At 53.2% G+C, this 20,663-nt stretch carries 32 protein-coding genes; 12 read left to right on the forward strand and 20 right to left on the reverse strand.

Translation table 11 applies throughout. From position 1 onward, the window contains the following. The first annotated feature begins 90 nt into the window (after positions 1-90). From ACYOR7_RS11365 to ACYOR7_RS11375, 3 genes are all read left to right on the forward strand, one after another. On the forward strand, positions 91-801 hold the full coding sequence (locus ACYOR7_RS11365) for a YsnF/AvaK domain-containing protein (RefSeq protein WP_479914011.1): 711 nt from the start codon (positions 91-93) through the stop codon (positions 799-801). A gap of 199 nt (positions 802-1,000) precedes the next feature. Next, positions 1,001-1,972 (forward strand): mechanosensitive ion channel family protein, encoded by a 972-nt coding sequence (locus ACYOR7_RS11370; RefSeq protein ID WP_479914012.1) that lies wholly within the window; start codon positions 1,001-1,003, stop codon positions 1,970-1,972. Between the two features lie 153 nt (positions 1,973-2,125). Beyond that, positions 2,126-2,695 (forward strand): YciE/YciF ferroxidase family protein, encoded by a 570-nt coding sequence (locus ACYOR7_RS11375; RefSeq protein ID WP_479914013.1) that lies wholly within the window; start codon positions 2,126-2,128, stop codon positions 2,693-2,695. Here ACYOR7_RS11375 and ACYOR7_RS11380 read toward each other — a convergent pair. The 5 genes from ACYOR7_RS11380 to ACYOR7_RS11400 form a co-directional block, all read right to left on the reverse strand. Beyond that, positions 2,682-3,809 (reverse strand): zinc-dependent alcohol dehydrogenase, encoded by a 1,128-nt coding sequence (locus ACYOR7_RS11380; RefSeq protein ID WP_479914014.1) that lies wholly within the window; start codon positions 3,807-3,809, stop codon positions 2,682-2,684. The genes ACYOR7_RS11375 and ACYOR7_RS11380 overlap by 14 nt on opposite strands. Before the next feature lie 292 nt (positions 3,810-4,101). After that, positions 4,102-4,434, reverse strand: coding sequence for a luciferase domain-containing protein (locus tag ACYOR7_RS11385; RefSeq protein ID WP_479914015.1), 333 nt, complete (start codon positions 4,432-4,434; stop codon positions 4,102-4,104). Between the two features lie 80 nt (positions 4,435-4,514). Then, a complete protein-coding gene (locus ACYOR7_RS11390) occupies positions 4,515-4,799 on the reverse strand; it encodes a winged helix-turn-helix domain-containing protein (protein WP_294807013.1) in 285 nt (94 codons plus the stop codon). Further along, positions 4,789-5,433 carry a hypothetical protein gene (locus tag ACYOR7_RS11395; RefSeq protein ID WP_294807016.1) on the reverse strand — a complete coding sequence of 215 codons (645 nt, stop codon included), beginning with the start codon at positions 5,431-5,433 and terminating at the stop codon, positions 4,789-4,791. The genes ACYOR7_RS11390 and ACYOR7_RS11395 overlap by 11 nt, the downstream gene beginning before the upstream one ends. 35 nt (positions 5,434-5,468) lie before the next feature. Further along, on the reverse strand, positions 5,469-5,636 hold the full coding sequence (locus ACYOR7_RS11400; RefSeq protein WP_294807019.1) for a hypothetical protein: 168 nt from the start codon (positions 5,634-5,636) through the stop codon (positions 5,469-5,471). A gap of 106 nt (positions 5,637-5,742) precedes the next feature. On the opposite strand from ACYOR7_RS11400, the gene ACYOR7_RS11405 reads away from it, so the two are divergent. Both ACYOR7_RS11405 and ACYOR7_RS11410 read left to right on the forward strand, forming a co-directional pair. Then, positions 5,743-6,066 (forward strand): TFIIB-type zinc ribbon-containing protein, encoded by a 324-nt coding sequence (locus ACYOR7_RS11405; RefSeq protein WP_294807021.1) that lies wholly within the window; start codon positions 5,743-5,745, stop codon positions 6,064-6,066. Positions 6,067-6,103: 37 nt separating this feature from the next. Continuing rightward, complete coding sequence (locus tag ACYOR7_RS11410; protein WP_075054845.1) at positions 6,104-6,364, forward strand: Fe(2+)-trafficking protein; 261 nt, start codon at positions 6,104-6,106, stop codon at positions 6,362-6,364. On the opposite strand, the gene ACYOR7_RS11415 is transcribed toward ACYOR7_RS11410, so the two are convergent. Next, the gene (locus ACYOR7_RS11415; RefSeq protein WP_479914016.1) at positions 6,361-6,831 is read right to left on the reverse strand and encodes a hypothetical protein; all 471 of its coding nucleotides are present in this window, start codon (positions 6,829-6,831) and stop codon (positions 6,361-6,363) included. The genes ACYOR7_RS11410 and ACYOR7_RS11415 overlap by 4 nt on opposite strands. 82 nt (positions 6,832-6,913) lie before the next feature. On the opposite strand from ACYOR7_RS11415, the gene ACYOR7_RS11420 reads away from it, so the two are divergent. Continuing rightward, positions 6,914-7,918: an adenylosuccinate synthetase gene (locus tag ACYOR7_RS11420; RefSeq protein WP_294807030.1), complete on the forward strand. Its 1,005-nt coding sequence runs from the start codon at positions 6,914-6,916 to the stop codon at positions 7,916-7,918. On the opposite strand, the gene ACYOR7_RS11425 is transcribed toward ACYOR7_RS11420, so the two are convergent. After that, the gene (locus ACYOR7_RS11425; protein WP_479914017.1) at positions 7,915-8,241 is read right to left on the reverse strand and encodes a hypothetical protein; all 327 of its coding nucleotides are present in this window, start codon (positions 8,239-8,241) and stop codon (positions 7,915-7,917) included. The genes ACYOR7_RS11420 and ACYOR7_RS11425 overlap by 4 nt on opposite strands. Before the next feature lie 63 nt (positions 8,242-8,304). Between ACYOR7_RS11425 and ACYOR7_RS11430 the strand changes: the two genes are divergently transcribed. Both ACYOR7_RS11430 and ACYOR7_RS11435 read left to right on the forward strand, forming a co-directional pair. Continuing rightward, the gene (locus ACYOR7_RS11430) at positions 8,305-8,994 is read left to right on the forward strand and encodes a hypothetical protein (protein ID WP_479914018.1); all 690 of its coding nucleotides are present in this window, start codon (positions 8,305-8,307) and stop codon (positions 8,992-8,994) included. Continuing rightward, a complete protein-coding gene (locus tag ACYOR7_RS11435; protein ID WP_479914019.1) occupies positions 8,984-9,748 on the forward strand; it encodes an orotidine 5'-phosphate decarboxylase in 765 nt (254 codons plus the stop codon). Before ACYOR7_RS11430 ends, ACYOR7_RS11435 begins: the two co-directional genes overlap by 11 nt. Here ACYOR7_RS11435 and ACYOR7_RS11440 read toward each other — a convergent pair. The 7 genes from ACYOR7_RS11440 to ACYOR7_RS11470 form a co-directional block, all read right to left on the reverse strand. Further along, complete coding sequence (locus ACYOR7_RS11440; RefSeq protein ID WP_294807042.1) at positions 9,717-10,148, reverse strand: bis(5'-nucleosyl)-tetraphosphatase; 432 nt, start codon at positions 10,146-10,148, stop codon at positions 9,717-9,719. The two genes, ACYOR7_RS11435 and ACYOR7_RS11440, sit on opposite strands and share 32 nt — an antisense overlap. Positions 10,149-10,179: 31 nt before the next feature. Then, positions 10,180-10,350 carry a hypothetical protein gene (locus tag ACYOR7_RS11445; RefSeq protein WP_479914020.1) on the reverse strand — a complete coding sequence of 57 codons (171 nt, stop codon included), beginning with the start codon at positions 10,348-10,350 and terminating at the stop codon, positions 10,180-10,182. Positions 10,351-10,409: 59 nt separating this feature from the next. Further along, positions 10,410-11,600, reverse strand: a complete 1,191-nt coding sequence (locus ACYOR7_RS11450) for a DUF373 family protein (RefSeq protein ID WP_479914021.1) — start codon at positions 11,598-11,600, stop codon at positions 10,410-10,412. Between the two features lie 94 nt (positions 11,601-11,694). Further along, the gene (locus ACYOR7_RS11455) at positions 11,695-12,288 is read right to left on the reverse strand and encodes an RlmE family RNA methyltransferase (protein WP_479914022.1); all 594 of its coding nucleotides are present in this window, start codon (positions 12,286-12,288) and stop codon (positions 11,695-11,697) included. Then, positions 12,285-12,719 (reverse strand): helix-turn-helix transcriptional regulator, encoded by a 435-nt coding sequence (locus ACYOR7_RS11460; RefSeq protein WP_294807054.1) that lies wholly within the window; start codon positions 12,717-12,719, stop codon positions 12,285-12,287. Before ACYOR7_RS11460 ends, ACYOR7_RS11455 begins: the two co-directional genes overlap by 4 nt. An 89-nt stretch (positions 12,720-12,808) precedes the next feature. Continuing rightward, complete coding sequence (locus ACYOR7_RS11465; protein WP_479914023.1) at positions 12,809-13,177, reverse strand: VOC family protein; 369 nt, start codon at positions 13,175-13,177, stop codon at positions 12,809-12,811. 66 nt (positions 13,178-13,243) lie between these two features. Then, positions 13,244-14,767, reverse strand: coding sequence for a 4-hydroxyphenylacetate 3-hydroxylase family protein (locus ACYOR7_RS11470; RefSeq protein WP_294807058.1), 1,524 nt, complete (start codon positions 14,765-14,767; stop codon positions 13,244-13,246). Between the two features lie 260 nt (positions 14,768-15,027). Here ACYOR7_RS11470 and ACYOR7_RS11475 point away from each other — a divergent pair, with 260 nt between their 5' ends. Then, on the forward strand, positions 15,028-15,756 hold the full coding sequence (locus tag ACYOR7_RS11475) for a helix-turn-helix transcriptional regulator (RefSeq protein WP_294807061.1): 729 nt from the start codon (positions 15,028-15,030) through the stop codon (positions 15,754-15,756). A 222-nt stretch (positions 15,757-15,978) separates the two neighbouring features. On the opposite strand, the gene ACYOR7_RS11480 is transcribed toward ACYOR7_RS11475, so the two are convergent. Continuing rightward, on the reverse strand, positions 15,979-16,701 hold the full coding sequence (locus tag ACYOR7_RS11480; protein WP_479914024.1) for a hypothetical protein: 723 nt from the start codon (positions 16,699-16,701) through the stop codon (positions 15,979-15,981). 208 nt (positions 16,702-16,909) lie between these two features. On the opposite strand from ACYOR7_RS11480, the gene ACYOR7_RS11485 reads away from it, so the two are divergent. Beyond that, a complete protein-coding gene (locus tag ACYOR7_RS11485; RefSeq protein ID WP_479914025.1) occupies positions 16,910-17,119 on the forward strand; it encodes a hypothetical protein in 210 nt (69 codons plus the stop codon). A 6-nt stretch (positions 17,120-17,125) separates the two neighbouring features. Here the strand turns inward: ACYOR7_RS11485 and ACYOR7_RS11490 are convergent, their stop codons facing one another. Next, positions 17,126-17,632 carry a hypothetical protein gene (locus ACYOR7_RS11490; protein ID WP_294806505.1) on the reverse strand — a complete coding sequence of 169 codons (507 nt, stop codon included), beginning with the start codon at positions 17,630-17,632 and terminating at the stop codon, positions 17,126-17,128. A gap of 72 nt (positions 17,633-17,704) precedes the next feature. Between ACYOR7_RS11490 and ACYOR7_RS11495 the strand changes: the two genes are divergently transcribed. Next, positions 17,705-18,256 (forward strand): adenine phosphoribosyltransferase, encoded by a 552-nt coding sequence (locus ACYOR7_RS11495; RefSeq protein ID WP_479914026.1) that lies wholly within the window; start codon positions 17,705-17,707, stop codon positions 18,254-18,256. A 2-nt stretch (positions 18,257-18,258) separates the two neighbouring features. Beyond that, positions 18,259-19,056, forward strand: a complete 798-nt coding sequence (locus tag ACYOR7_RS11500) for an S-methyl-5'-thioadenosine phosphorylase (protein ID WP_479914475.1) — start codon at positions 18,259-18,261, stop codon at positions 19,054-19,056. Here ACYOR7_RS11500 and ACYOR7_RS11505 read toward each other — a convergent pair. Genes ACYOR7_RS11505 through ACYOR7_RS11520 form a run of 4 tightly spaced genes read right to left on the reverse strand, consistent with a single transcriptional unit; the run spans position 19,048 to position 20,663 of the window. Continuing rightward, positions 19,048-19,356 carry a hypothetical protein gene (locus ACYOR7_RS11505; protein ID WP_294806514.1) on the reverse strand — a complete coding sequence of 103 codons (309 nt, stop codon included), beginning with the start codon at positions 19,354-19,356 and terminating at the stop codon, positions 19,048-19,050. The genes ACYOR7_RS11500 and ACYOR7_RS11505 overlap by 9 nt on opposite strands. Before the next feature lie 5 nt (positions 19,357-19,361). Then, positions 19,362-19,769 carry a hypothetical protein gene (locus tag ACYOR7_RS11510; RefSeq protein ID WP_294806517.1) on the reverse strand — a complete coding sequence of 136 codons (408 nt, stop codon included), beginning with the start codon at positions 19,767-19,769 and terminating at the stop codon, positions 19,362-19,364. Positions 19,770-19,803: 34 nt separating this feature from the next. Then, positions 19,804-20,166, reverse strand: a complete 363-nt coding sequence (locus ACYOR7_RS11515; protein ID WP_479914027.1) for a helix-turn-helix domain-containing protein — start codon at positions 20,164-20,166, stop codon at positions 19,804-19,806. Between the two features lie 5 nt (positions 20,167-20,171). Further along, positions 20,172-20,663, reverse strand: coding sequence for a ferritin-like domain-containing protein (locus tag ACYOR7_RS11520; protein WP_294806524.1), 492 nt, complete (start codon positions 20,661-20,663; stop codon positions 20,172-20,174).

A 20,663-nucleotide genomic window follows, 5' to 3' on the forward strand; every position in this document is an offset into this window, starting at 1 on the left:
ATATCAAATATGATACGCGCACACACATCGACAGCAGACAGGCATGCTGGCTGGCGATAGTCATTAATAAAATTGCGAAGAAAGTACAGAATGGAACACAAAACATCTTCGATAGATTGGAACGACGTGATAAAGAAAGAAGCTAGAGGTACAGATGATAGCGATTTTGGAGAGGTGCAGGAAGTAGGACCAAATTACGTCCTAACCCAGAGAGGCATGCTTGAGAAAGAAAGGTACTTCATTCCAAAGTATCTAGTCTACGGTTATGACGGCCACACGCTGTGGTTTGACGTGCGCAACGCAGACGTGACAAAATTCAAGCGGGACACTGCTCCACAGTATGAAGAATACGCTACGCAGTACAAAAAGACAGACATGCCCGCGGACGTTGAAACAAGGATACCCCTCATAGAAGAAAGGCTGGACGTTTCGAAAAAGGTCAGGACGGATGAAGTGACCATCGCCAAAGAACCTGTCACAGAGACAAAGACCATAGAGGTTCCGGTGACGCATGAAGAAGTCAGGGTAGAGAGGAGGCCCGCAAGTGCGGATACAGTAGCTGAACCCGGCAGACCAGCAGAGGCAAGGACGGAGGTCAACGTCCCTGTAACTAGCGAGGAAGTGGAAGTAACAAAGCGACCGTATGTCAAGGAAGAAGTGGTTGTAACAAAAGAGCCGGTTACTGAAACAGAGACCGTAAGCGACACAGTCAGAAGCGAAAAGGTAGTAGAAGACACCACCAAGGAAGTTACCGGCCGCAGAAAAGATTTCAAAAAGACAATGCCATCAGAAACTTCCTGATCCTCTTATTTTCTTTCATGAGTGGGCAATGGATAAAAGCAGGCCGTACAAACTCATATTTTTCCAGATTATCTAATATAATATATATAAAGAGTTACTTGAAATTACCTAGAACTTACTATGTATTAGTATAATATAAATATAAATTCATGATTTTCAATAACTCGTTAATATCTCTATCACCATATATAAGACCAGAATGAGTTTCGAAATCTTAGGCATCCTTACGTTCCTAACTACTCTTCAGGCAGTAGGGGCAAACGACCTAGTAAGCCCCATCACAAATTCGCTAAATCAATTTGGGACCACCATAGCGGCCGCCCTGCCAAGGGTCGTTGCAGCCCTTATCCTCTTGGGGATCGGATATCTGGTAGGCAAGATTGCAGGGTGGGTAGTCAGCAGGGTGATAAAGACGCTCAACTTGGACAAGCATTGGAGCAGAAGCGGCATAGGACAGGCTACGATAAACACTGGCTGGAGCATGTCGAGGATCTTTGGGACGGCGACAAAGTGGTTCATTTACCTCTTTTTCATAGGCGCGGCGGTAAACGTGCTGCAGTTCCCGCAGATATCGCAGGCAATCAACAACGTATGGCTATGGATTCCAAACGTCGTCGCCTTTTTGTTGGTGCTGGTGATAGGCTCGCTCCTCGCAGATTTCGTAGGAAGCTGGATCCAAAGGGAGCTGCCAAGAAGAGGCATCATAGCAGGAAAGACAATCGGCCTTGCGATAACCGGGATACTCTATGCCATAGTCCTGACGGTGGCAGTCACGCAGCTAGGTATTGGACAGCAGATATTGAATTCAGTGATCACTGCGCTCATCTGGGGCCTTGCAGCTGCAATTGCAATCGGGTTTGGAGTGGGTCTTGCATATGGGTTAAGAGATGCAATCCCTTCGCTCATCAAGGGCAATACGCTCATACAGCCGGCCATAAAGCAGGGACAGAGGATCTCGTTTAACCAGCACAGAGGCACAGTACAGGAGGTCGGGGCCTTTAGCGTAATAATAAAGGACGAAGAAGGAAGGACTGTAGTCATCCCGACAAAGAACATGGTAGACGAAGAGATAATCGTAGAGGCTGGCCCGACGCCAGAGACGCAGGAAAAAGTGATGGAGAGAGGAGAGGGATCGTCCTCCTCGTCTACGTCATACTCTGCGACAGCATAACGCGCAGCCAAGTAAGAGTGCAAGACCAGAGAATTTGCAAGTAGTATAAGCACACTTGATGGTGGTCTGGCAGCTCTTGGCTTTGCAGCTGATTAAAAACATGCGCGCAACTCTTTAACAATATGCTTTGATTAGAAACAATCAGAGAGAAATATGTCAAGTCCGTCAGCTACTAACAACAATAACAATAGTAATGAAAAATTTATCCAGTATCTCAACGAGGCGCTGGCTATGGAAAACGCGGCTGAAGAAAGGCTTCGCTCAAGGGCAGGCGAAACGCCAGTAGAACAGGCCAAACAGCAATTGCAATATCATCTTGAGCAGACAATACAGCAGCAAAATAGGCTCAAGGGTGCCATTACCAAGATGGGCGGTCAGCCTACCAGCTCAAAGGCCACGCTGCCGGCGTTTCAGCCAATGAACGCTCCAATGTCTGTTGCAGAGCAGGAACTTGTCAGGACAAAAGAAGACGCCATAATAGAGAATGCAGAAGTCACGTCGTACAAGATGCTCATGCAGATAGCAGAAAAGGCAGGACTGCAAGATGTTGTCCCTGCGCTTCAGGAAAGCCTGCAGGAAGAAGTGGCGATGGTGAATTTCATCTCGGCAAGTGCCCCGCTTGTGTTGACCAAACTGTGGCCGGAGCTTGGGATGCCAGACTCTTCTTCTTCTCCAGACAAGCAACAGAAGAAGTCCCAAAATCGCGTATCTATGGCGTCATGACTACCTTGGTCACGTCTTCCTTTTTGTCAAACATTTCATAAGCCTTTGTCGCCTCGTCAAGCTTCATCCTGTGGCTTATGAGCTGCGTCGGGTCTACCCTGCCGACCTCTATCAAGTGGAGCAGTTGTTCGTTGTACTTTTTCACAGGGCACTGGCCCATCTTGATCTGAAGCTCCCTTTGGAAGAACTGGCCTAATGGAAAGTCGGCGTATTCTGTCAGGTACACCCCGGGTATGCTCACGGTAGTGAACTTTTTTGCAGCCTGCGCCATCCAGTTTATCACCTGCAGCGAGTCTTGCGGTATGTATGCGGGGTTGGCGCTGTTGTCGTGCAAGTGGTGGCCCACGGCCTCATAGCCCACGGCGTCTATGCATATTGCGCCCCTGCCTTTTGTCTCCTGCTTTATTCTGCTGACTGGGTCTTGCTGGTCAAAGTTTATCGGCTCGGCTCCTGCTTTTTTTGCCTTGTCGAGCCTTGCGGGCCAGTGGTCGACGGCAAAGACCCTCGCCGCGCCGCGCAAAAATGCGCCCACTACTGCAAAATAGCCTACGGGGCCGGCGCCAAACACTGCAACGTCGTCTCCCGGCTGCACGTTTGCCATGTCGGCTCCAAAATATCCCGTGCAAAACACGTCGCTTAGGAAAAGTGCTTGCTCTTCGCTCAGGTTCTCAGGGATTTTCAGCGGGACGGTGTTGGCGTACGGCACCCTGACGTACTCTGCCTGCCCGCCGTCATAGCCTCCCATGTTTTGCCCGTATCCAAACACTGCCCCAAGCTCCCCCTTGGGGTTTGAGCGGTCGCACTGGGACCACAGCCCGTGGCGGCAGTACCAGCAGCGGCCACAGTTGATATTAAACGGGACGACTACTCTGTCGCCTTGCTTGACCTCCTCCACTCTGTCGCCGGCTTGCTCGACAACCCCTGCGAACTCGTGGCCGAGCACCTGCCCGGGCTCCATGCCTTTTACGTTGCCGTGGTAAAGGTGCAGGTCTGACCCGCATATCGCAGTCTTGGTTATCTTTAGGATAATGTCTTCGGGATGCTCTAGCTGGGGCTTGGGCCTGTCATCGTCAATCTGCACGTCCTTTGGTCCACGATAAACTAGTGCTCTCATTTTTTTCTCTTCTCTCTCCAAGTACTTTTTCTTGGGCATTTCTTAAAACAGTTGATAACGACGATACTGACAGGATTCTTTACAGTTCTTGGAATTTTCCTGTGTGTAACGCAACAATAACGTTCGCTTGTATCAAGTAAAGTAATCCTTATAACAAGCCTCTAGTCGGTTATTGGTGACGCATATGTCAGAAGACGACGACTTTGAGGATGACTTTGAAGACGATGACGACGAAGAATCCTCCGACGATGACGACGAAGGGGACGAATGAGAGAGAAAGTCCCCGCGATTTTTATTGCTGCAGTTTTTTGTTGCCCAGCCTCTCGTACTGCATCCTGAATAATTCGACAAGTGTCTGCACGTCCTCCTCGCTTTTGATGCGAAACGTCACCCAGCCGGACTCGGGCAGGATGTGGTGCGGCGACACCGTGCCCTTTTCAACCAGCTCTTTTCTCACGTCCATAGGAAACGGCAGGTCAGCCCAGCTGGAGCCGTGCATGTGTCCCATCTCGCGGCCGTTTAGGTCAAACTCGATCCCGCCGAACCTATGGTTTTTTGTGACCACCCCGGGCCACGAGAGAAGCTCGCTTTTCACCCTGTCTAGCGCACTTGCCGCTGTCGCCATACGAGATAGCATTGGCAAAAGCGGGATTTAAGCATGGTAGGAATAACTTACTTACCTGGCTGGCAGGAGGCAGGAATATGCTAGATCTTTAGGCCAAAGTTCTCGGCAAAGCCCTTGAACTGGTTGTACGAGTTCAAAAATTCCATCCCCTTCTCGCTGATGCGGTATTTCGAGTCGGGCACCTCGTTGAGGAGGCCGTATGCCTTTAGCTCCGAAACGATGGAAGAGAGACGGCGGTGGGGGACGTTTGCTTTGCGGATGAGGTGCGTGACTGGAGCGCCTTTGTACCCCTCGTAGCTGTATTGCCTCGCCGTGTCCAGTATGTCGGCTATGATGCTGATGTGCGTCCTGTTGCTATTCGGCATCTTGTTTTATCCTCCTTCCAAAACCGCTTGCCAGACCGAATTTCGAGTACGGTATGAACATGAGGCCAAAGCCGGCCACCTTGGCCGCCAGGGCGGGATAGCTGAACGTGCCGGGGAATATGAAATCGTACCAGGCTAAAAGCTCCGCTACGGCAAGCGTGCCAAGTCCCGAGCCAATCATGAGGGTATTGGTCCTCATGGTCTGCATATATGACGCTAATGTTTCAATCGACACATATACTAATAGAATAAAAGAAATTGACCTGACAAGATGTTCTATTGAATTTCCAGGTATTACAAATCCAGTAGTGGCTAACGGTACGAGGACAAGGGCGGCAGATCCTTTTGGCGCAAAATCAAACGACGATTTCAAGCCATGAGACATGGCTATGAAAAAGTAGCCGACTGCTTGCGCAGCGAGGCCGGCGGTGTCTATCGCCTGTGAATAGTCGAGAGGAGCAAAGAGGGAGCCTATTATCAGCCCAAAGCCGACGGCTATCGATGCAAACGCAAGGGTGAGGCGCAGGAGGTTGGGGCTTACGATTGTCGCATAGCCACTGTAGGCGAACCGGCCTATCATCGCGGAAATGGCGAGGCCAACGAGGTTTATCGCGAGTTCAACAATCTCTACCAACCGGCCGGTCGCTAATGGTTTGCGTGCAGAGTTATTTACTTTTTGTAGTCGCTGAGGATATCCCGGTAGCGCGCGTCCTTGTACGCAATGTACTTTACGTATTCGCCGTAGGTCATGTCAAACCCGCACTTGGCGCATTTTACGTACGTAAAGTCGTCTGCCAGCTCGGCTATCGCCTTGCAGTCGGGGCAGTGCACTTTCATAACAACCGTACATACTTCATGGCAAAACTATAATAACTTTGGGAAAAATCAGGTCGGATTTGGAAAAACCTTCTTAAGCAATGGGCGGCAAAGTACAGTGAGATATATGGACGGCAGCCTAAAGCCGGTGTTAAAGCGCCAGATAGCATTCCTGGCGGCAAGCCTGGGAATAGGGATGGTCTTGACATACTTTTTCGGCTTTCTGGTCGGCATGGCTGCAAACATTGCGATATTTGTAGGCGCCATCTTTTTCATACGCTACCGCCAGTCAAAGGCGCTAGGGTCGTTTGGCTTTGGAAGCGGCACGGCCGGAAGGGGCCACATGAGCGAGGGAGTGAAGCTAAAGTACGTGTGCCTGTCCTGCGGCACCGAGGTCAAGGGCACGAGATGCTCCAGCTGCGGCTCGAACATGAAAAAGCCGCTCTTTTAACGTATAATAATGGCTAGCGCGGAGGATCCTCACACACATGAGCGGCAAGACCTGCCTGAAATGCGGCAAGCCGATAGACGCGCCATCAGAAGACCCGGCCGCCGACAAGTATCCAGCGTGCAACGCGTGCTGGAAGGAATGGACTACGTACGCCATCATGGTCATGAACGAGCTCAGGCTCGACATGTCACTACCAGAGCACAGAAAGGCGCTGCGCAAGTACGAGAGGGCGTTCTTTGGACTTGAGAAGGGCATCGGCGAGATAGAGAAAAAACCCGAGCAGCCACCGTCACACTAGAGGCCGAGCGCTTTTCTGGAATAATCAGGGATGGCTGCAAGCACCATCTCGCGTTTTGGAAAGATAAACAGCACCTCCTTGAACGAGTCTGTTAATATCTCTCGCTCTCTGTCGCCAAGCGACATGAAAGTATTCGTAAGCGACTGGAAGTTGAGCCGCTGCAATGATTCCGGCTGCTTTGTTATCTGGCTGCAGTAGACGCTAAAAATTGCGGTGCGTTTTTCTGCGTCAAACCCTGCAAGGACTTCAAGCCACGTCTTGACAAGGACTGACAGTTTCTGCGGGTCTATAGTCGGCGCCGCTGCAAGTGCGAGCGCTATTGTCTCCTGCCTTTCCGGCTCGGCCATGTCGAAAAATTCAGAGAGTCTCTTTTGCAGCATCGGCTTGCGCAAAAACTCTGGCAGGTTCGCTAGGATCTGGATGATGTTTCCCGCCGCCCCGCCGAGGTCCTGCTGCCGCCCGCTCAACAGCCCATCTTTTACCGCGGCTTAATTTAATCCGTGTGCAGGTGGAATTAAATAACGACGGGCTGCCAAAATTCTCGTACATATGCCGTGCCTTGTGACAGTAGGCGGATTCTTTGGCGACGAGGGAAAGGGCAAGATAATAGCGTACCTGGCAAAGAAGGATAACCCCGTAATTGCGGTGCGCGGTGGCGTCGGCCCAAACGCCGGCCACACCTTTGCGTTTGAGGGCAAGGAGTACAAGGTGCGGATGCTTCCTAGCGCGGCGCTCAACCCGGCCACCAGGCTCCTGATAGGTGCCGGCGTGCTCGTAAACCCGCAGGTCTTGCTAAAGGAGATCGAGATGTTCAAGGCTGACGACAGGACCTACGTCGACGCCCAGTGCGGCGTAATAGAGCAGGCGCACATCGACCGGGACAAGAGCGAGGACCACCTGAAGGGCAAGATCGGGACGACAGGTACTGGGACTGGCCCGGCAAACGCGGACAGGGCGCTTCGCACGCTGAAACTTGCCCGCGACGTGCCAGAACTGTCATTATTCGTGGAGGACGTCAGCAACTCGGTCAACTATGCACTTGAGAGCAACGAGAAGGTGCTGGTGGAAGGCACGCAGGGCACGTATCTTTCGCTGTTCCACGGCGGATACCCGTTCGTCACGTCAAAGGACGTCACGGCGTCTGGCATCTGCTCCGACATTGGCATCGGGCCGAAAAAGGTGGACGACGTGCTCGTCGTGTTCAAGGCGTACGTGACCAGAGTCGGAGGCGGGCCGCTTGCGAACGAGCTTGCCGAAGACGAGGCGAAAAAGCGGGGCTGGATGGAGTTTGGCAGTGTGACTGGCAGGCAGAGGAGAGCGGCGCCGTTTGATTTCGACCTTGCGAAAAAGTCGACAAGGCTAAACAGCGCGACGCAGATAGCGATAACAAAGCTGGACGTTATGTTCCCGTCATGCGCAGGCGTGCGCCAGTACGAAAAGATGCCGGCTGACGCAAGGAAATTCATCGAGGAGATAGAGGGCGAGCTGGGAGTAAAGGCGACTCTGATCGGCACCGGCCCGGACCTTGACGACGTGGTCGACAGAAGGCGCTAGGGATTCTTTGCCAAAAGCGCCTTGAGCGCATCGCGGCACTCGCGCAGCTCATAGAGCAGTTTTTTCCTGTCTTCTTTTTCTTCAAACTCTAGGCGCGCCAGTTTCCCCCTTGCGGCAGAAAGGAGGTCTTCCCTCTTGGCCGTCCTCTTTGGCGCAGGGGGCGGTTGCTCGTGCTCCAAGTCGTACCGCAGTTTCATGTCAAGTATGGCGTACTCTATTGCCACGTAGGCGCGCCAGAGCGACACAGGGTCGTCGGCCCTTGCAAGCACGGCCTGCGCCTGCACGACAAGGTCGTACGTCCTCCTGCTGCTGCCTTCGGCCATTTCTCACTGTAAAAAAGGCGGATGACTTTAATACTGTATGCTTTCACCATAATGCGATTCGATTTGCGCCTCAAAGCCCCGGTGTACATACCGCTTGCAGGCCTGAAGGATTTTGGCAGGCTGGTGTGCGCGCTAGAGCGAGCCCCGATGCCGTCCTTTGCCCTCACGGTCGGTGGAAAGCAGGTGCTTGCCGCGCAACTGGACGTCATGAACGGCAGGCCGGTCATATACACTGCCGAAGTCGAGGTAGGATGGAATTCTCAATACCTGGCGTACAGGGTGTCAAACGGCGTCGAGGAGGTCGTGCTTGCCGATTCTGTCGGCAACCCGACGTTCGTGTATTCTCCCATCCTGAACGTGGAAAAGTTCCCGCCGGCGCTCGCCAAGGTTGCAAAGGTGGAAAAGGGAACGGGCTACACCGTGATAAAGCTGAAGGACATGGCGAGCTTGGCTAAAGTCGCCGCGTACAAGACCCTCTATGAGGAGGCGCCGCTTCCGCTGTTCCTTGCAAAACAACAGAAAAAGGCGGCAACAATAATCGGCACGACCATGAGCGTCAACGAGAACGATTCGCTGTCTTACTTTTACTACGTGCTGCTGGAATCCGAGCCGGCAGAGCCGTTTTTGCGCTATGCCAGCCAGAGGCCGGAGCAGCCGGCGTTCTGCACGAGCCTTGACGAGCACGGCTACATCTATTTGAAAGTGATAAGGCTTGCAGCGGGCCACCCGCTGGTAAAGGCTTATGGCGACTAGCTCGCCCCCCTTTTCGCGCCGGATGGCGCAGCTGGCAAGGAAGAAAAAGAGCAGGATAATAGTGGCGCTTGACCCTGCCCCAGTAAAGCGCAACCTGAAGCAGTTTGCGATAAGGACCATAGACGCGGTGGCAGGCGACTGTTGCGCAGTCAAGATGAACTTTCACCTGCTCCTTCCGCTGTCGTCTAGGGAAATCGCCGAGGTGACAAAGAGGGCGCACAGCCGACAGCTCTTGTGCATAGCAGACATCAAGCTGAACGACATTGGCGACACCAACGAAGTGGCACTTGAGCACCTCGCAAGGATGGGTTTTGACGCCGTGATAGCAAACCCGTTCATGGGCGCAAACACGCTTGCGTCGCTTGCAAAAAAGGCGCGCGCGCTCGGGATGGGAGTCATTGCGCTTGTGTACATGAGCCACCCGGACGCGGGGGAAGGGTACGGCCTGCAGACGCACGGCGACATGATGTACAGGATATTCCTTGACAGGGCAGTCAAGGCCAGGGTCGACGGAATCGTGGTCGGCGCGACTCAGACTGACATACTGAGCGAGATATCCGAGAAAAAGAAAGAGCTGAAGGTTTCTTCGCTTGCCGTGTATTCGCCGGGCGTCGGCGCCCAGGGAGGCGACGCAAGACAGGCAGTTGAAAGCGGCTCGGACTATTTGATAATCGGAAGGTCGATAGTCCAGACAAAGGACCAGGCGGTGGCGGCGCGCTGGTTCAGACTGCTGGCGGCTTCTCCTTCTCCATGAACTGCGCGGCGGCTTCAAGCAGGTTCCTTGCGCTTTTGTAAGTGAGCTGCTCCATCGCGTCGTCGTAGCTTTTCCATGCAAAGCCGATGTGCTCGTGCGATATCGTCACGTCCCTTGTCTTTGTCAGGGCCAGAAAGAACACGACCTGCTTGTCGACGAGCCTCCGGGCCCTTCTGTACTTGTACGATATTGTGTTGCTAAAGCCTTCGACGAACTCGACGTCGGCTATCCCTGTCTCTTCGCGGATCTCCCGCACCGCGGCTTCCCTTTCGGTCTCACCAGCCTCGATGTTTCCCTTTGGAAAGTCCCAGTGGCCGGCGGTGTAATGCAGGAGGAGGTACTCCGGCTTGCTGTCCGACATGAAAACCACCACTGCGCCGGCGGACCTCTCGTCAACCACACGATCAGGTCAACGAGGTTGTTTGTATGTTTTACCCTTCTTCTTCCTCTTGTTCTTCTTCCTTTTCTTCCTGCTGCTCTACGATGGCGCTGCTTGGCGGCGCATAGTCGTGCACGTCCTCCCATTCTTCTTGCGTCATCCAGTAGCCGCAGAACCACTTGTTTTGTTGCAACTGCGGATCAAGCTCGCCGTGCTCAGGCATTGTAATAACCAGGGTTGGGAAGAAAAGACGAGTTATTATTTTTTATTATTATTATTATTTCAGCCGCTGCCGCTGCTGGTGCCGTCGTTTGCTTTTACCTGCTCGCCACCGCGCCTGTGCCTGAAGTGCTGGTACAGGAACGCGGCCGCCACGAGCGACACTGCAAGCCCTATCAGGAGAGATGAAACCAGCGTGAACGGGCTGGTGGACAGCGTGAGCACGTCGGTGAACTGGAGCACTGGTATGTAGAGCAGGCCGAGGACTACGAGGCGCAGTATGTCTGCCATGGCGTGCGAGCTACCCTTCAGCCAGTTGCTCAAGAGCACGCCAGCCATTATCGTGGCGACTCCTATCCACATCATCGTTATCATGCCCTTGGCAAAGCTACCCACGATTGCCTTGTTGGTGATCAGCTGCAGCGCGTCCATTTGCGACACGGGTATGTCGTGCGGTATGCTAGAGACGCCGTTTGCTATTGACGCAAGCATCATCAGCACGCCCCCGATTACAGAGAATATCTTGATAAAGTCGGTCGGCCCCATCTTGCCTAGCGAGCTTACCGCCCTGTCGACGTCAAAGGCGCGCACCATGAACGCGCCGCCCAGGATTGCAAGTATCATCACTGTCAGCCACTTTGTCGCGTCAAACGCGACCGCAAGGCCGCCTGCGAGAAGCAAAGTCCCGGGCACTCCGAGAAAGAACTTGCTGTACTGCGGGTCGTACATCAACGCCTTTAGGTAGCGACCAAGCACCGCGTACGAGTATTCCACGCTCCTGCTGTGGCGGATTATTATGCGCTGGACTGACACGACGGGCACCCTCGACTGTATAACAGGGAGCACCGTCTCGTCATCCTCGCCGTCTGAAACTATCACCGCGCCGGTCGCCTGGTATTTCTCAAGTATGGCCTGCACCTCACGGCTTATTTTTTCGTCCGCCTCAACTCCCCTGTTGAACTTGCCGGCCACCACTGCGACTTCGACGTTGTAGCCCTTGCTTACTAGCTCTTCATAGGTCTTGACCGCTCCGAAAATGGCGTTTCCGTCGGCGTCCTCGGGGTCCTCGATTGCAAGCCGGGTGCCGGCGTTTATGCACTGGTCGCGGCCGACAATCGGCGTTTCGATGCCGCCCTTTGTGCCGATGTCGTCGTCCCTGTCGATGCAAAGTACGAGCAGCCTGCTCTGTGTAGAGTCCTGTTTTGGGACTTCCAGCTTGTGGTTGCGGGCATAGTAGTCAGGCTGGCTTGGCATCCGGGGATATTTTACAGGTTGCCGTCACAGCTTAATTAATTTAATCAACTTTTGCAGTGGTTATTTGGTTTGATCGGAAACGCATGAGAGAAGATCAGTGAAATCCAATGCACACCAGGTACAGCTCGGAACTTTCCTGCCGGCTTGCGGTAGGCTTGCTCACGAGCACCTTGCCAAAGCTTGCCTTCATCTCTCCTTTTAGCTCGTTGAGAAATTCGCCCTCAAACACCTTAAAGACGGCGTTGCCGCCTGCTTTCAATACCTGCTTTGCAAGGGCAAGGGCACTCCTCGTGAGGTCAATCTGCCTGGCGTGGTCCACCTCCCACATGCCGCTGACGTTTGGCGCAAGATCGGACAGTATCACGTCAGCCTTTTCATTTCCCAGTGCCTCGACCATCTTGGCTACCGCGGCAGGATCGTCGATGCTCCCCTGAAATATCGTCGCTCCGGCCACCGGCTCGACCTCCTTGAGGTCGATTCCTACCACCCTGCCCCCCGGGCTGACCTCCTTTGTCGCGACCTGCACCCAGCCGCCGGGCGCGCAGCCGATGTCGATAACCCTGTTTCCGCGCTTTAGAATGCGATAAGAATCATTTATCTGCTTTAGCTTGTACGCGGCCCTGCTCCTGTAGCCCTGATCCTTGGCAAGGCGCCTGTAATGGTCCCTGCGGGCATCTGCAAGCCTCATTTGGCCTGATCTTCTGCCCCGGAGGCCACAGCCGTCGCCGTCGGTTGCTCCTGCCTCTTTTGGTTGGCCACGTTGAGAGACAGCACCAGCCAGTCCTCTATGAGATTGCAGGTGATGGGGCTGTACGAGCCGTCAAGGGAGCACATGTGCTCCACGGGGCATGTGAGGCACGGCGCGTTTTCGACGCTGCTGGTGTCAATCGGCAGTTTGGTGGCGAAAAGCTTGTAGGTCCACCTGCCATTTTCCAGCATCTTTTCCCTCCTTATAAGGGCCCGGCGCTCCAGGCGGATTGCGACCCGCGAGCCGTCGCGGCTTGTCAGGTCGAGTTCCTTCCAGAGCTCTGACTGCAGTATGCCACCCTTGCCGTTTGAGACGATCGTGCGAAAGACCTTGCCGGTCAGATCCTCGATCTGGGCTTCATTTAGTTTCAAACACAGCTACCCCGAAGATGCTTCTTTTGACGCATAACTGATAAATAATCCTTTTCGGCCGCGCACTCGTGTACGCGACAAAAAAAGCTCTATTTGGCGTTCCTGTCTTCCTGAATTATGCCAAAAATGTTGCCCTCGGTGTCCTGGCAGGTGGCAAACCAGCCGACGCCGGGTATCGGCGACTTGGGCATGACCACCTTGCCGCCACTTGAGGCCACCTTTTTGGAAAACTCGTCAACGTTTGCCACGCCTATCGTGTTCATGGCAGGCATTCCGGACTCGCCCCTCTTTGAGAGGCCGCCGTTTATGCCCGGCTCGCTCTTGTCGCCAGTGGTGCACATCCAGTATTCCATCGGCCCGTCCCATTTCTCAAACTTCCATCCAAACACGCTCTGGTAGAACTTGACTGCCCTTTCAGGGTTGTCTGCCGTCATGTCAAAGTGTATCGGTCTTGGCATGGCGCCGAGTAGATCGCTGGAATATTTAAGGATGCTTACCAAAAGTAAGCAGAGTAAAGAAGGTTACTACTGCTGTTTGCCCTTCTTTTTGACCCCGAATATCTTGTTGAAATATTCCGGATTTTCCATAGCCATCTCGGCCGTCTCGCCTTCCTTGACGCTTGCGAGGTTCTTGGCAAGCTTTTTCTTGTATTCCAGCTGCATCTGCCTTGCTATCTGGATGCGCTGCGCCTGAGGCGAGCCGGCGCCGTGCATCGACTCTGTCAAATAGCCTACCGCGTTTCTGCCAAGCGTCATGTTCTCGATGAGACGAAGCATCCTTATCCTGCTCTCGGTCGAGACGCCCTTGCGCCCTTTGAGGTACTTCTCAAGAAGCGGACCTGTCTCGGCGCCGCGAAAGTCCTTTTCCGACGGAAGCGTGACCATGAGGCCGCCTGCGATGTCCTGCGCCAGCCTGCTGATTTCATAGGGGAATTTCGTCACGTTGTGCTTGCAGACGTTGGCCAGCATGTCGTCGCACTGCCAGTTTCCAGACGCCGTCTGGTGAGCCATGTAGGAAGACGCGATTCCTGCGCCGAATATCGTCTCGTTGAGGTGCGTCATCTCCACGAGCTTGTCCTTGATGTGAGAAGCGCTTGCCACGCCGTTATAGTCTGCGATTGCTGCCGCGGCGCCTATCAGCACGTCGCCAAGGCCGGTCTTGCAAACGTACGAGCGCCTGTGGTAGCATGTAAAGCGCTCGACGAGCATTGCCGCATAGTCGTACTCGCCGTCAAGGAAGATGAGCTCGTTTGGAATGAACACGTTGTCGAATATTATCATGGCCTCCTGGCCGCCGAACTTGCTGTTGCCGGCGTCAATGTCGCCTTCTTCCATCGACCTCGTGTCGCACGACTGCCTGCCATAGATGTAGGTGATGCCAGGGGCGTCGACTGGCACTGCGCCCACGATTGCATAGTCCTTGTCCTCTGATTTCAGGCGCATGGTAGGCATGACCAGTATCCAGTGCGAGTTGATGCAGCCGGTCTGGTGGGCCTTGGCTCCCGTGATGTAGACCCCCTTTTTGTCTCTCTTGATAATGTGCACGAACATGTCCGGGTCTGGCTGTTGCGACGGCGAGAGGCTCCTGTCGCCCTTGACGTCGGTCATGGCGCCCCCGATGACATGGTTTTCGCGCTGGATCATCTTGATGAACTCTTTCAGGCGCGAGTGGTATTTCGTGCTGTGCTTCTGGTCGACTTCGTAGGTAGTGGAATACAGTGAATTGAGTGCGTCCATGCCTACGCAGCGCTGGAAGCAGGTGCCCGTCAGCTGACCCAGGCGGCGCTGCATCTTGTTCTGGTTCACGAGGTCCTCGGCGCTTTCGGCAATGTGGAGGAACCTGTTTACCTGCAGGCCGGATATGGATGATTTTGCGCCGGCCATCTCTGGCTCGGCATTTGCAAGGTCATACGTGGCGGCCACTGCATTAATGGAGGGGCGGATCATCGGATGATCCACCGGCTCTTTTACAAGCTGTCCAAAAAGGTATACCTTGAGTTTCCTTCCCCTGAGGCTCTCTATGTACTCAGCCCCGTTCTTTATCGGCATATGATGAGGTACTTTACGATGTTCTTATTTATATCTTCCAGCTTTCGTTCTATACGAGAAAATTGGCTTTTTTTGCGGCATTATTGTGGGAAATTTAGTACGGACTAAGTTGCCACCGCGGCTTTCAAGAGCAAATTCCACATGACGCCATCAAGTTGAAAAATCGCCTCTAAAACACACTCTAACAGACGGCAAGTTGAAAGCGCCTTAAAGACTATATGGATACTATAAAGACTTAATAGTTGTTAAACAAAGTAAATATGATGGCAGGTAACAGCGACGCGTCCAAGGACATTGGATTTGGCGACACAAAACGGAAAATTATGGAATTATTGCTGGATAAACCTGCGTCAGCCGCCGGTATCGCAGAAAAGTTAAGGATTCAAAAAAGCGCCGCAAGGGTCCATCTCGAATCACTTCAAGCAGAGCACGTTGTAAAATCGAGTTTCAAGAGCGAACGGTTCGGAAGGCCGAGAAAAGTGTATGAATTGACAGAATACGGTCGAGAACTCTTTCCAAGAAAATATGATCTAATCCTAAATTACGTCCTGAAGAAAATTGCAGAAAAAGACGGGGAAGAGCATGTTAGGAAGATAATAGAGTCTGTTGCTGATGTCCTGGCAATGGATGTCAGGGACAGAATAGAGAAAAGCGGCGATTCCAACAACCTCAAAGATTCGCTAAAAATACTCAACCTAGTATCCAACGAATTAGGATTCGCGTCTATGCTTGCTGAAGGAACCGGAGATAACACGGATGTGGACAAGGATAACGCATATTCCATCATAAGCAAAAATTGCATCCTTCACAGGGTCGCGCTGGAAAACCAAGACGCCGTCTGTCATGGACTTCACGACATGATAATCAAAAGATCTTTGGACGGCAAGTCGCCGAATGTCAATGTTGAGTTAAGGGAATGCATGGCTCTTGGTAATGAATACTGCAGGCATGTCATAACAACAGACAAGAGAAGCAAAAAGAACTCTTGAACGCACAAACGACATATGCGCCGACATGTGCAGACAAGCAATTTGCCTTCATGTAGAATAAAATATTCAACCAATAAATTTGCGCCCAGGGTTTTTTGCACGTCATCATCCAGTATTCTGTTGCTTTCGACAAAAGCAAGAAAAGAAAGAAAGAAGAAAAAGGAAGGAAAAAATCCGATGACGGGTTTGGCCAGTTGCCTGCTGCACTGACCTATCTATCATCTATCTCATGTTTCGCATTTGCTTGACTATCCCGTAGGACAGGTCGTCTGCCATCATCATTGCTTCCTTTTTGATTTCATCGAATGCAGAAACATCGTCCTTGTAGTTCCCGGTCAGTCTTGCAACGGCCTCGGCTTTGGTAAGGGTGAGGTGCTTGTTCAGCATTTCAAGCAGGTCTTTCTTGGACCAGTTTGGATTCGCATCGCTGAGGAAGGTCGCAATATCATCTGCATTCTGGTACCACCTTTTCTCTGCAGCTTGCACTCCTGCATTGTCCCCGGCTTTGGCTGCGTTTAACAGGTCTACGGCGATCAGGATGTGGTCCTTGAGGAGCGAAGTGAGTTTGTTCCCTGCTTCCTCGCCGTAGAAAGGCTTTATCGCATTGCCAATGTCTTCTTGGTTCTTCAAGAGTCGTTCTGCTGCAAAATCAACGTCAGGTGCTTCTGCAGCCGCGCTTATGATGTACATCCTTGTCCAGACTACATGATCCACCCACAGGTCACGCATCGCCATCTTGAACGCGACGGCATTGACGCCGCTCAAGCGTGGTTTTTCCGTTACAGCGGGTTTACCGTGTTCTTTTGTCGTGTCTGACGGGGAGTCTGTGTTGCTGTTGGTTTGGTTGGCAGCCAACGCCGCCGGCATGACGGAAATAATCATGGCCGACAGTAATCCTGCTGCCGCTGCTACCGCAAGAATGCGGACGGAATCATTATGATTCACGCCATTGGCACGGGTGCCTCTTTTATAAACTTTAGCTACTATAAAGTATCTAAAATAGCAATATTATGCAAGCCGGTACAACCGCGTTAAATTCTCTGGCAGGCTTGCCGCTTTTGCTGTTTGGGTCTGGTAACTTGTCATAGCATTTTTGGGTGATTTTCCAAGCGACGAAGGGTTAACATGCCTTCCATGCATAGCAATACATGCATTGGACCGCGAGAAGGCCATAACCATAGCCATCATGGTCGGCCTTTTTGGTGGGCTTGTCGGCGGGCCGGTCGCGTCGCTTGCAGACTATTATGCCCCGCCGGAAAAGAGGCTGTGGCTGTTCATGGCACCTGAAATCATCGGCTTTATCTGCATGGGCCTGATGGTCTATTACGGCAAGTCAAGGAAAAAGGAAAAGCAACAAGCCTAAACTGTGTTATTGTATGTAGGACTGGCTCGCCCTGTCGAAATTCTTGACTACCTGGAACTCCCTTCCAAACTGCGTCTGCACCATGTTGCGCAGCTGGGGAAACAATGACGACGGGTCTTCCTTGGCCATTTTCGTCGAGCTGTGGCTCTCCCCGAGCATAGTCTTGCAGAGGTCATAGGTCATCTGGCGCACAGTGTTCTCGTCGATGATGCCCAGGCTGTGCAGGTACTCGTGCGCAAGAACCATGAACACGTAGGCGTTGTATTCTGCCTCCGAGCCGGACAGCCTGCGGATTGCGGCAAGCACGTGGCTGTTCATCACTATGACGTTTGATCCAAGGATGTGATAGGCGCCAAGGTTCGTCGGCATGACCTGCAGTATCAGGCTCAGGCCGGCGCGGTGCATCTTGAATTTTTCATAGACGGCGCTCTTGACCAGCTCAAAGGCTTCGTTAAAGTCCTTCAAGCCTGCGACCTTTGCCCGGAACTCCTCTTGCGACTGCACTCCAGCCATTATTGTGCGACCGGCCGTATAAAGCCGGCAGTAAGCCGGAGCTTACTTCGCAATCTTTTTTACTGTCACCCCATGTGTGTAGTGTCCGTGGCCAAGGCAAAGCTAAACCTCGACAGGATAATCAGCAAGCACCCGGACTTTCCAAAACCAGGCATACTTTTCCGCGACATCAACCCCGTTTTCAGAAATCCCGCCGCGCTAAAGTTCATTGCAAGCGAGGTCTCCCGCAGGTTTTCAAAGACAAAGTACGACGTGACGGCAGGCATCGAGTCGCGGGGTTTCGTGGTCGCCACCGCGCTTGGCATGAAGACTGGCAAGGGCGTGATAATGATAAGAAAAGCAGGCAAGCTCCCCGGCCCCACGATAAAGAAATCGTACGACATCGAGTACGGCAGCGCCACGATGGAGCTGCAGACGGACGCGGTGAAAAGGGGGCAAAAAGTCCTGATAGTCGACGACCTTATTGCGACCGGCGGCACCGCAGTCGCGGCCGCGCAGCTGGTAGAGGAGCTTGGGGGCAAGGTCGCAGGGTTTGCATTTGTGATTGAACTTGCAGGATTAAAGGGCGCCGACAGGCTGCGCCAGATGGGCTACAAAGTCGAGTCGCTGGTGGTGTACGATTAATGATGGAAGAAAAGGCAGACATTGGCATCATCGGAGGCACCGGCGTATACGACGCCGGCCTTTTCAACGACAAAAAGGAGGTCAAGGTGCACACGCCGTACGGCGAGCCTTCCGATCTCGTCACGATAGGCGAGTACGCGGGCAGAAAGGTCGCGTTCCTGCCCAGGCACGGCAAGGGCCACAGGATACCCCCTCACAAGATCAATTTCCGCGCCAACGTCTGGGCTCTAAAGCAGCTGGGCGTCAAGCGCATAATAGCGCCGTCGGCAGTCGGGAGCCTCGGCTTTGACTACAAACCCGGCCACATCGCGCTTCCCGACCAGTTCATCGACTTTACCAAGAAAAGGGAATACACGTTCTACGACGGCGGGCAGGTTGCGCACGTCTCGATGGCAGACCCGTTCTGCCCGGAGATCCGCGACGTTGCCGCAAATGTCATCAAGAAACTAGATTTCCCGTTCCAACCAAAAGCCACGTACGTCTGCATCGAAGGCCCGCGCTTTTCGACCAGGGCAGAATCAAAATTTTTCCGCGACGTTATGAAGGCAGACATCATCGGCATGACGCTCGTGCCAGAAGTCACGCTTGCGCGCGAGGCTGAAATCTGCTATCTGTCGGTGGCAACCGTCACCGACTATGACGTCTGGGCAGAGATACCCGTCACGTCAAAAGAGATCATCGAGACTTTGCACAAGAACGTGGAAAAGACGAAAAAGCTGGTCGCAGAGCTGATACCGGCCGTGCCTCTTGAACGCACAAAATGCGCCTGCGGCAATGCATTGGAAGGTTCCTTACTCTGACGACGATGGCGGCTTTATCCCTTCCGGCAGGGTGACGTCGCCTTCCACTATCTTGCGCTGGATGGTGTCCACCAGCGCGTCAGGGTCGATGCCCAGTTTTGCGACCTTTTCAAGCGTCGTCTTGGCAATCTTGACGCTTGCGTTGTGGCCGCCTATCCTTCCAAAGGCGATGGCGGTGAACCTGAACTCCTTTCCCTTTACCACGAAATAACCTGACAGTTTTGCGGCGATTTCGCTTCCGTCAGCGTTTTTGACAAACACTGTTACTGGAATATCGTTGTTATCGCCGGCGCGCTCCATTTTGATTACTTGCCCTCTACCTCTACGTTGCGGTTTACGTTGTCCTTGACCAGAAAGCTCCACCATTCCGGGTCGGCTATGGCAAAGTCCTTAATGTCGATTTCCACTGGCTTTTCGTCGGCGTCCACAAACCTGAACCGGCCTTCTTTTACCAGTTTTACAAGGCGCCAGCGCAGGTGCCCCTTGCGTTTCCTGCTGACTGCGACCGCCCATTCTTCCTCTGGCTTTTTCTTGGGCATTCCGATATAGTCGACGATGTCGAGGATGCCGAGGCGCTTTTCCTCGCAGAACATGTCCTTTGTAAGCAAACTGCGCCAGATGTCCACCGAGCCGAGCGTCCTTCCGTTCTCGTTGATGTTTATAACTCCAAAGTAGACTACCTTGTCGCCGCCCGTCGGATCTGAAGTCGTCATATCCTCTTTTGCAGTACAGAGAGCCGGCGGACGCCTATTTAGTCCTTGCATCTTCAAACGGCTTTTCAAGCACTATTCCGATGTTGTCCACCCGGAGATTCTTCTTGAAGGGGATGCCGTCCTCGGCGCAGCGGCGCCTGTAGCGGTTGGTGACAGCAAAGCGGGGATGCAGCGACTCAAACTCGGTCGCAGTTATCTCGATGACCATGCCCCGGCCGACGAGGGATTTTGCAACCTCTTGCGCCTGCTTTTCGTCAACTCCTATTGCCCTTGATATCCTGGCGGCGTCCATCTTGCCATTCTTTACGATGACGACGTACGCCCTGGCCTCTTCCGGGGTTATCCTCAGCTCTTCTATTATGGCCTGCTCGACGTTTGCGAGGTTGACTGCTGACATCTCTCTTACTTTACTTCAAGCGAGTTGAGGATATCTTCTGTGTGCTGCTCGTCCTTGACCTCGTCGGCAAGGATCGTGGTGGCGAGGTTGTACGTGACAAAATCGCCCAGCTCCAGCGCCTTTTTCGCAAGCGCGTTATAGTTTTCGACAGCCTTGCCCTCGAATTTCACGGCGCGCTCTAGCGCGGACCTTAACGTCAGGTGCTTTACCGGGTCAAGCGGACCGATGGTGCTCAGTTTCTCCCACTCGGCCGGGTCGCTTGGCGCCTTGCCCCCAAGCTCGGAAATCCTGTTTGCCAAAAGCTCTGCGTGCATCAGTTCGCCCGTCGCCTGCGTTTTTAGCGCCGGCGCGTAGGTGACGAGTCCTATCCCTTCCATGTTGATGCCCACGTACCAAAAGTAGTGGAAGATGCGCATCTCGTCCGAGTACGCCTTCTTTAGCGTGTCGATTATCACCTGCGCGTTCTTGCCGAGGATCTTTTTCTCTGTGCGTCCCAT

This window comes from Candidatus Nitrososphaera sp. 86-2 (assembly GCF_056726185.1).

Coding starts and splice junctions, on each gene's coding strand:
- ACYOR7_RS11515 (WP_479914027.1), bottom strand. CDS start 20,166: ATGTCAGCAGTCAACCTCGCAAACGTCGAGCAGGCCATAATAGAAGAG.
- ACYOR7_RS11420 (WP_294807030.1), top strand. CDS start 6,914: ATGCCGTGCCTTGTGACAGTAGGCGGATTCTTTGGCGACGAGGGAAAG.
- ACYOR7_RS11375 (WP_479914013.1), top strand. CDS start 2,126: ATGTCAAGTCCGTCAGCTACTAACAACAATAACAATAGTAATGAAAAA.
- ACYOR7_RS11475 (WP_294807061.1), top strand. CDS start 15,028: ATGATGGCAGGTAACAGCGACGCGTCCAAGGACATTGGATTTGGCGAC.
- ACYOR7_RS11365 (WP_479914011.1), top strand. CDS start 91: ATGGAACACAAAACATCTTCGATAGATTGGAACGACGTGATAAAGAAA.
- ACYOR7_RS11495 (WP_479914026.1), top strand. CDS start 17,705: ATGTGTGTAGTGTCCGTGGCCAAGGCAAAGCTAAACCTCGACAGGATA.
- ACYOR7_RS11400 (WP_294807019.1), bottom strand. CDS start 5,636: ATGAAAGTGCACTGCCCCGACTGCAAGGCGATAGCCGAGCTGGCAGAC.
- ACYOR7_RS11370 (WP_479914012.1), top strand. CDS start 1,001: ATGAGTTTCGAAATCTTAGGCATCCTTACGTTCCTAACTACTCTTCAG.
- ACYOR7_RS11510 (WP_294806517.1), bottom strand. CDS start 19,769: ATGACGACTTCAGATCCGACGGGCGGCGACAAGGTAGTCTACTTTGGA.
- ACYOR7_RS11445 (WP_479914020.1), bottom strand. CDS start 10,350: ATGCCTGAGCACGGCGAGCTTGATCCGCAGTTGCAACAAAACAAGTGG.
- ACYOR7_RS11505 (WP_294806514.1), bottom strand. CDS start 19,356: ATGGAGCGCGCCGGCGATAACAACGATATTCCAGTAACAGTGTTTGTC.
- ACYOR7_RS11450 (WP_479914021.1), bottom strand. CDS start 11,600: ATGCCAAGCCAGCCTGACTACTATGCCCGCAACCACAAGCTGGAAGTC.
- ACYOR7_RS11405 (WP_294807021.1), top strand. CDS start 5,743: ATGGACGGCAGCCTAAAGCCGGTGTTAAAGCGCCAGATAGCATTCCTG.
- ACYOR7_RS11380 (WP_479914014.1), bottom strand. CDS start 3,809: ATGAGAGCACTAGTTTATCGTGGACCAAAGGACGTGCAGATTGACGAT.
- ACYOR7_RS11500 (WP_479914475.1), top strand. CDS start 18,259: ATGGAAGAAAAGGCAGACATTGGCATCATCGGAGGCACCGGCGTATAC.
- ACYOR7_RS11410 (WP_075054845.1), top strand. CDS start 6,104: ATGAGCGGCAAGACCTGCCTGAAATGCGGCAAGCCGATAGACGCGCCA.
- ACYOR7_RS11385 (WP_479914015.1), bottom strand. CDS start 4,434: ATGGCGACAGCGGCAAGTGCGCTAGACAGGGTGAAAAGCGAGCTTCTC.
- ACYOR7_RS11390 (WP_294807013.1), bottom strand. CDS start 4,799: ATGCCGAATAGCAACAGGACGCACATCAGCATCATAGCCGACATACTG.
- ACYOR7_RS11490 (WP_294806505.1), bottom strand. CDS start 17,632: ATGGCTGGAGTGCAGTCGCAAGAGGAGTTCCGGGCAAAGGTCGCAGGC.
- ACYOR7_RS11425 (WP_479914017.1), bottom strand. CDS start 8,241: ATGGCCGAAGGCAGCAGCAGGAGGACGTACGACCTTGTCGTGCAGGCG.
- ACYOR7_RS11455 (WP_479914022.1), bottom strand. CDS start 12,288: ATGAGGCTTGCAGATGCCCGCAGGGACCATTACAGGCGCCTTGCCAAG.
- ACYOR7_RS11435 (WP_479914019.1), top strand. CDS start 8,984: ATGGCGACTAGCTCGCCCCCCTTTTCGCGCCGGATGGCGCAGCTGGCA.
- ACYOR7_RS11520 (WP_294806524.1), bottom strand. CDS start 20,663: ATGGGACGCACAGAGAAAAAGATCCTCGGCAAGAACGCGCAGGTGATA.
- ACYOR7_RS11465 (WP_479914023.1), bottom strand. CDS start 13,177: ATGCCAAGACCGATACACTTTGACATGACGGCAGACAACCCTGAAAGG.
- ACYOR7_RS11470 (WP_294807058.1), bottom strand. CDS start 14,767: ATGCCGATAAAGAACGGGGCTGAGTACATAGAGAGCCTCAGGGGAAGG.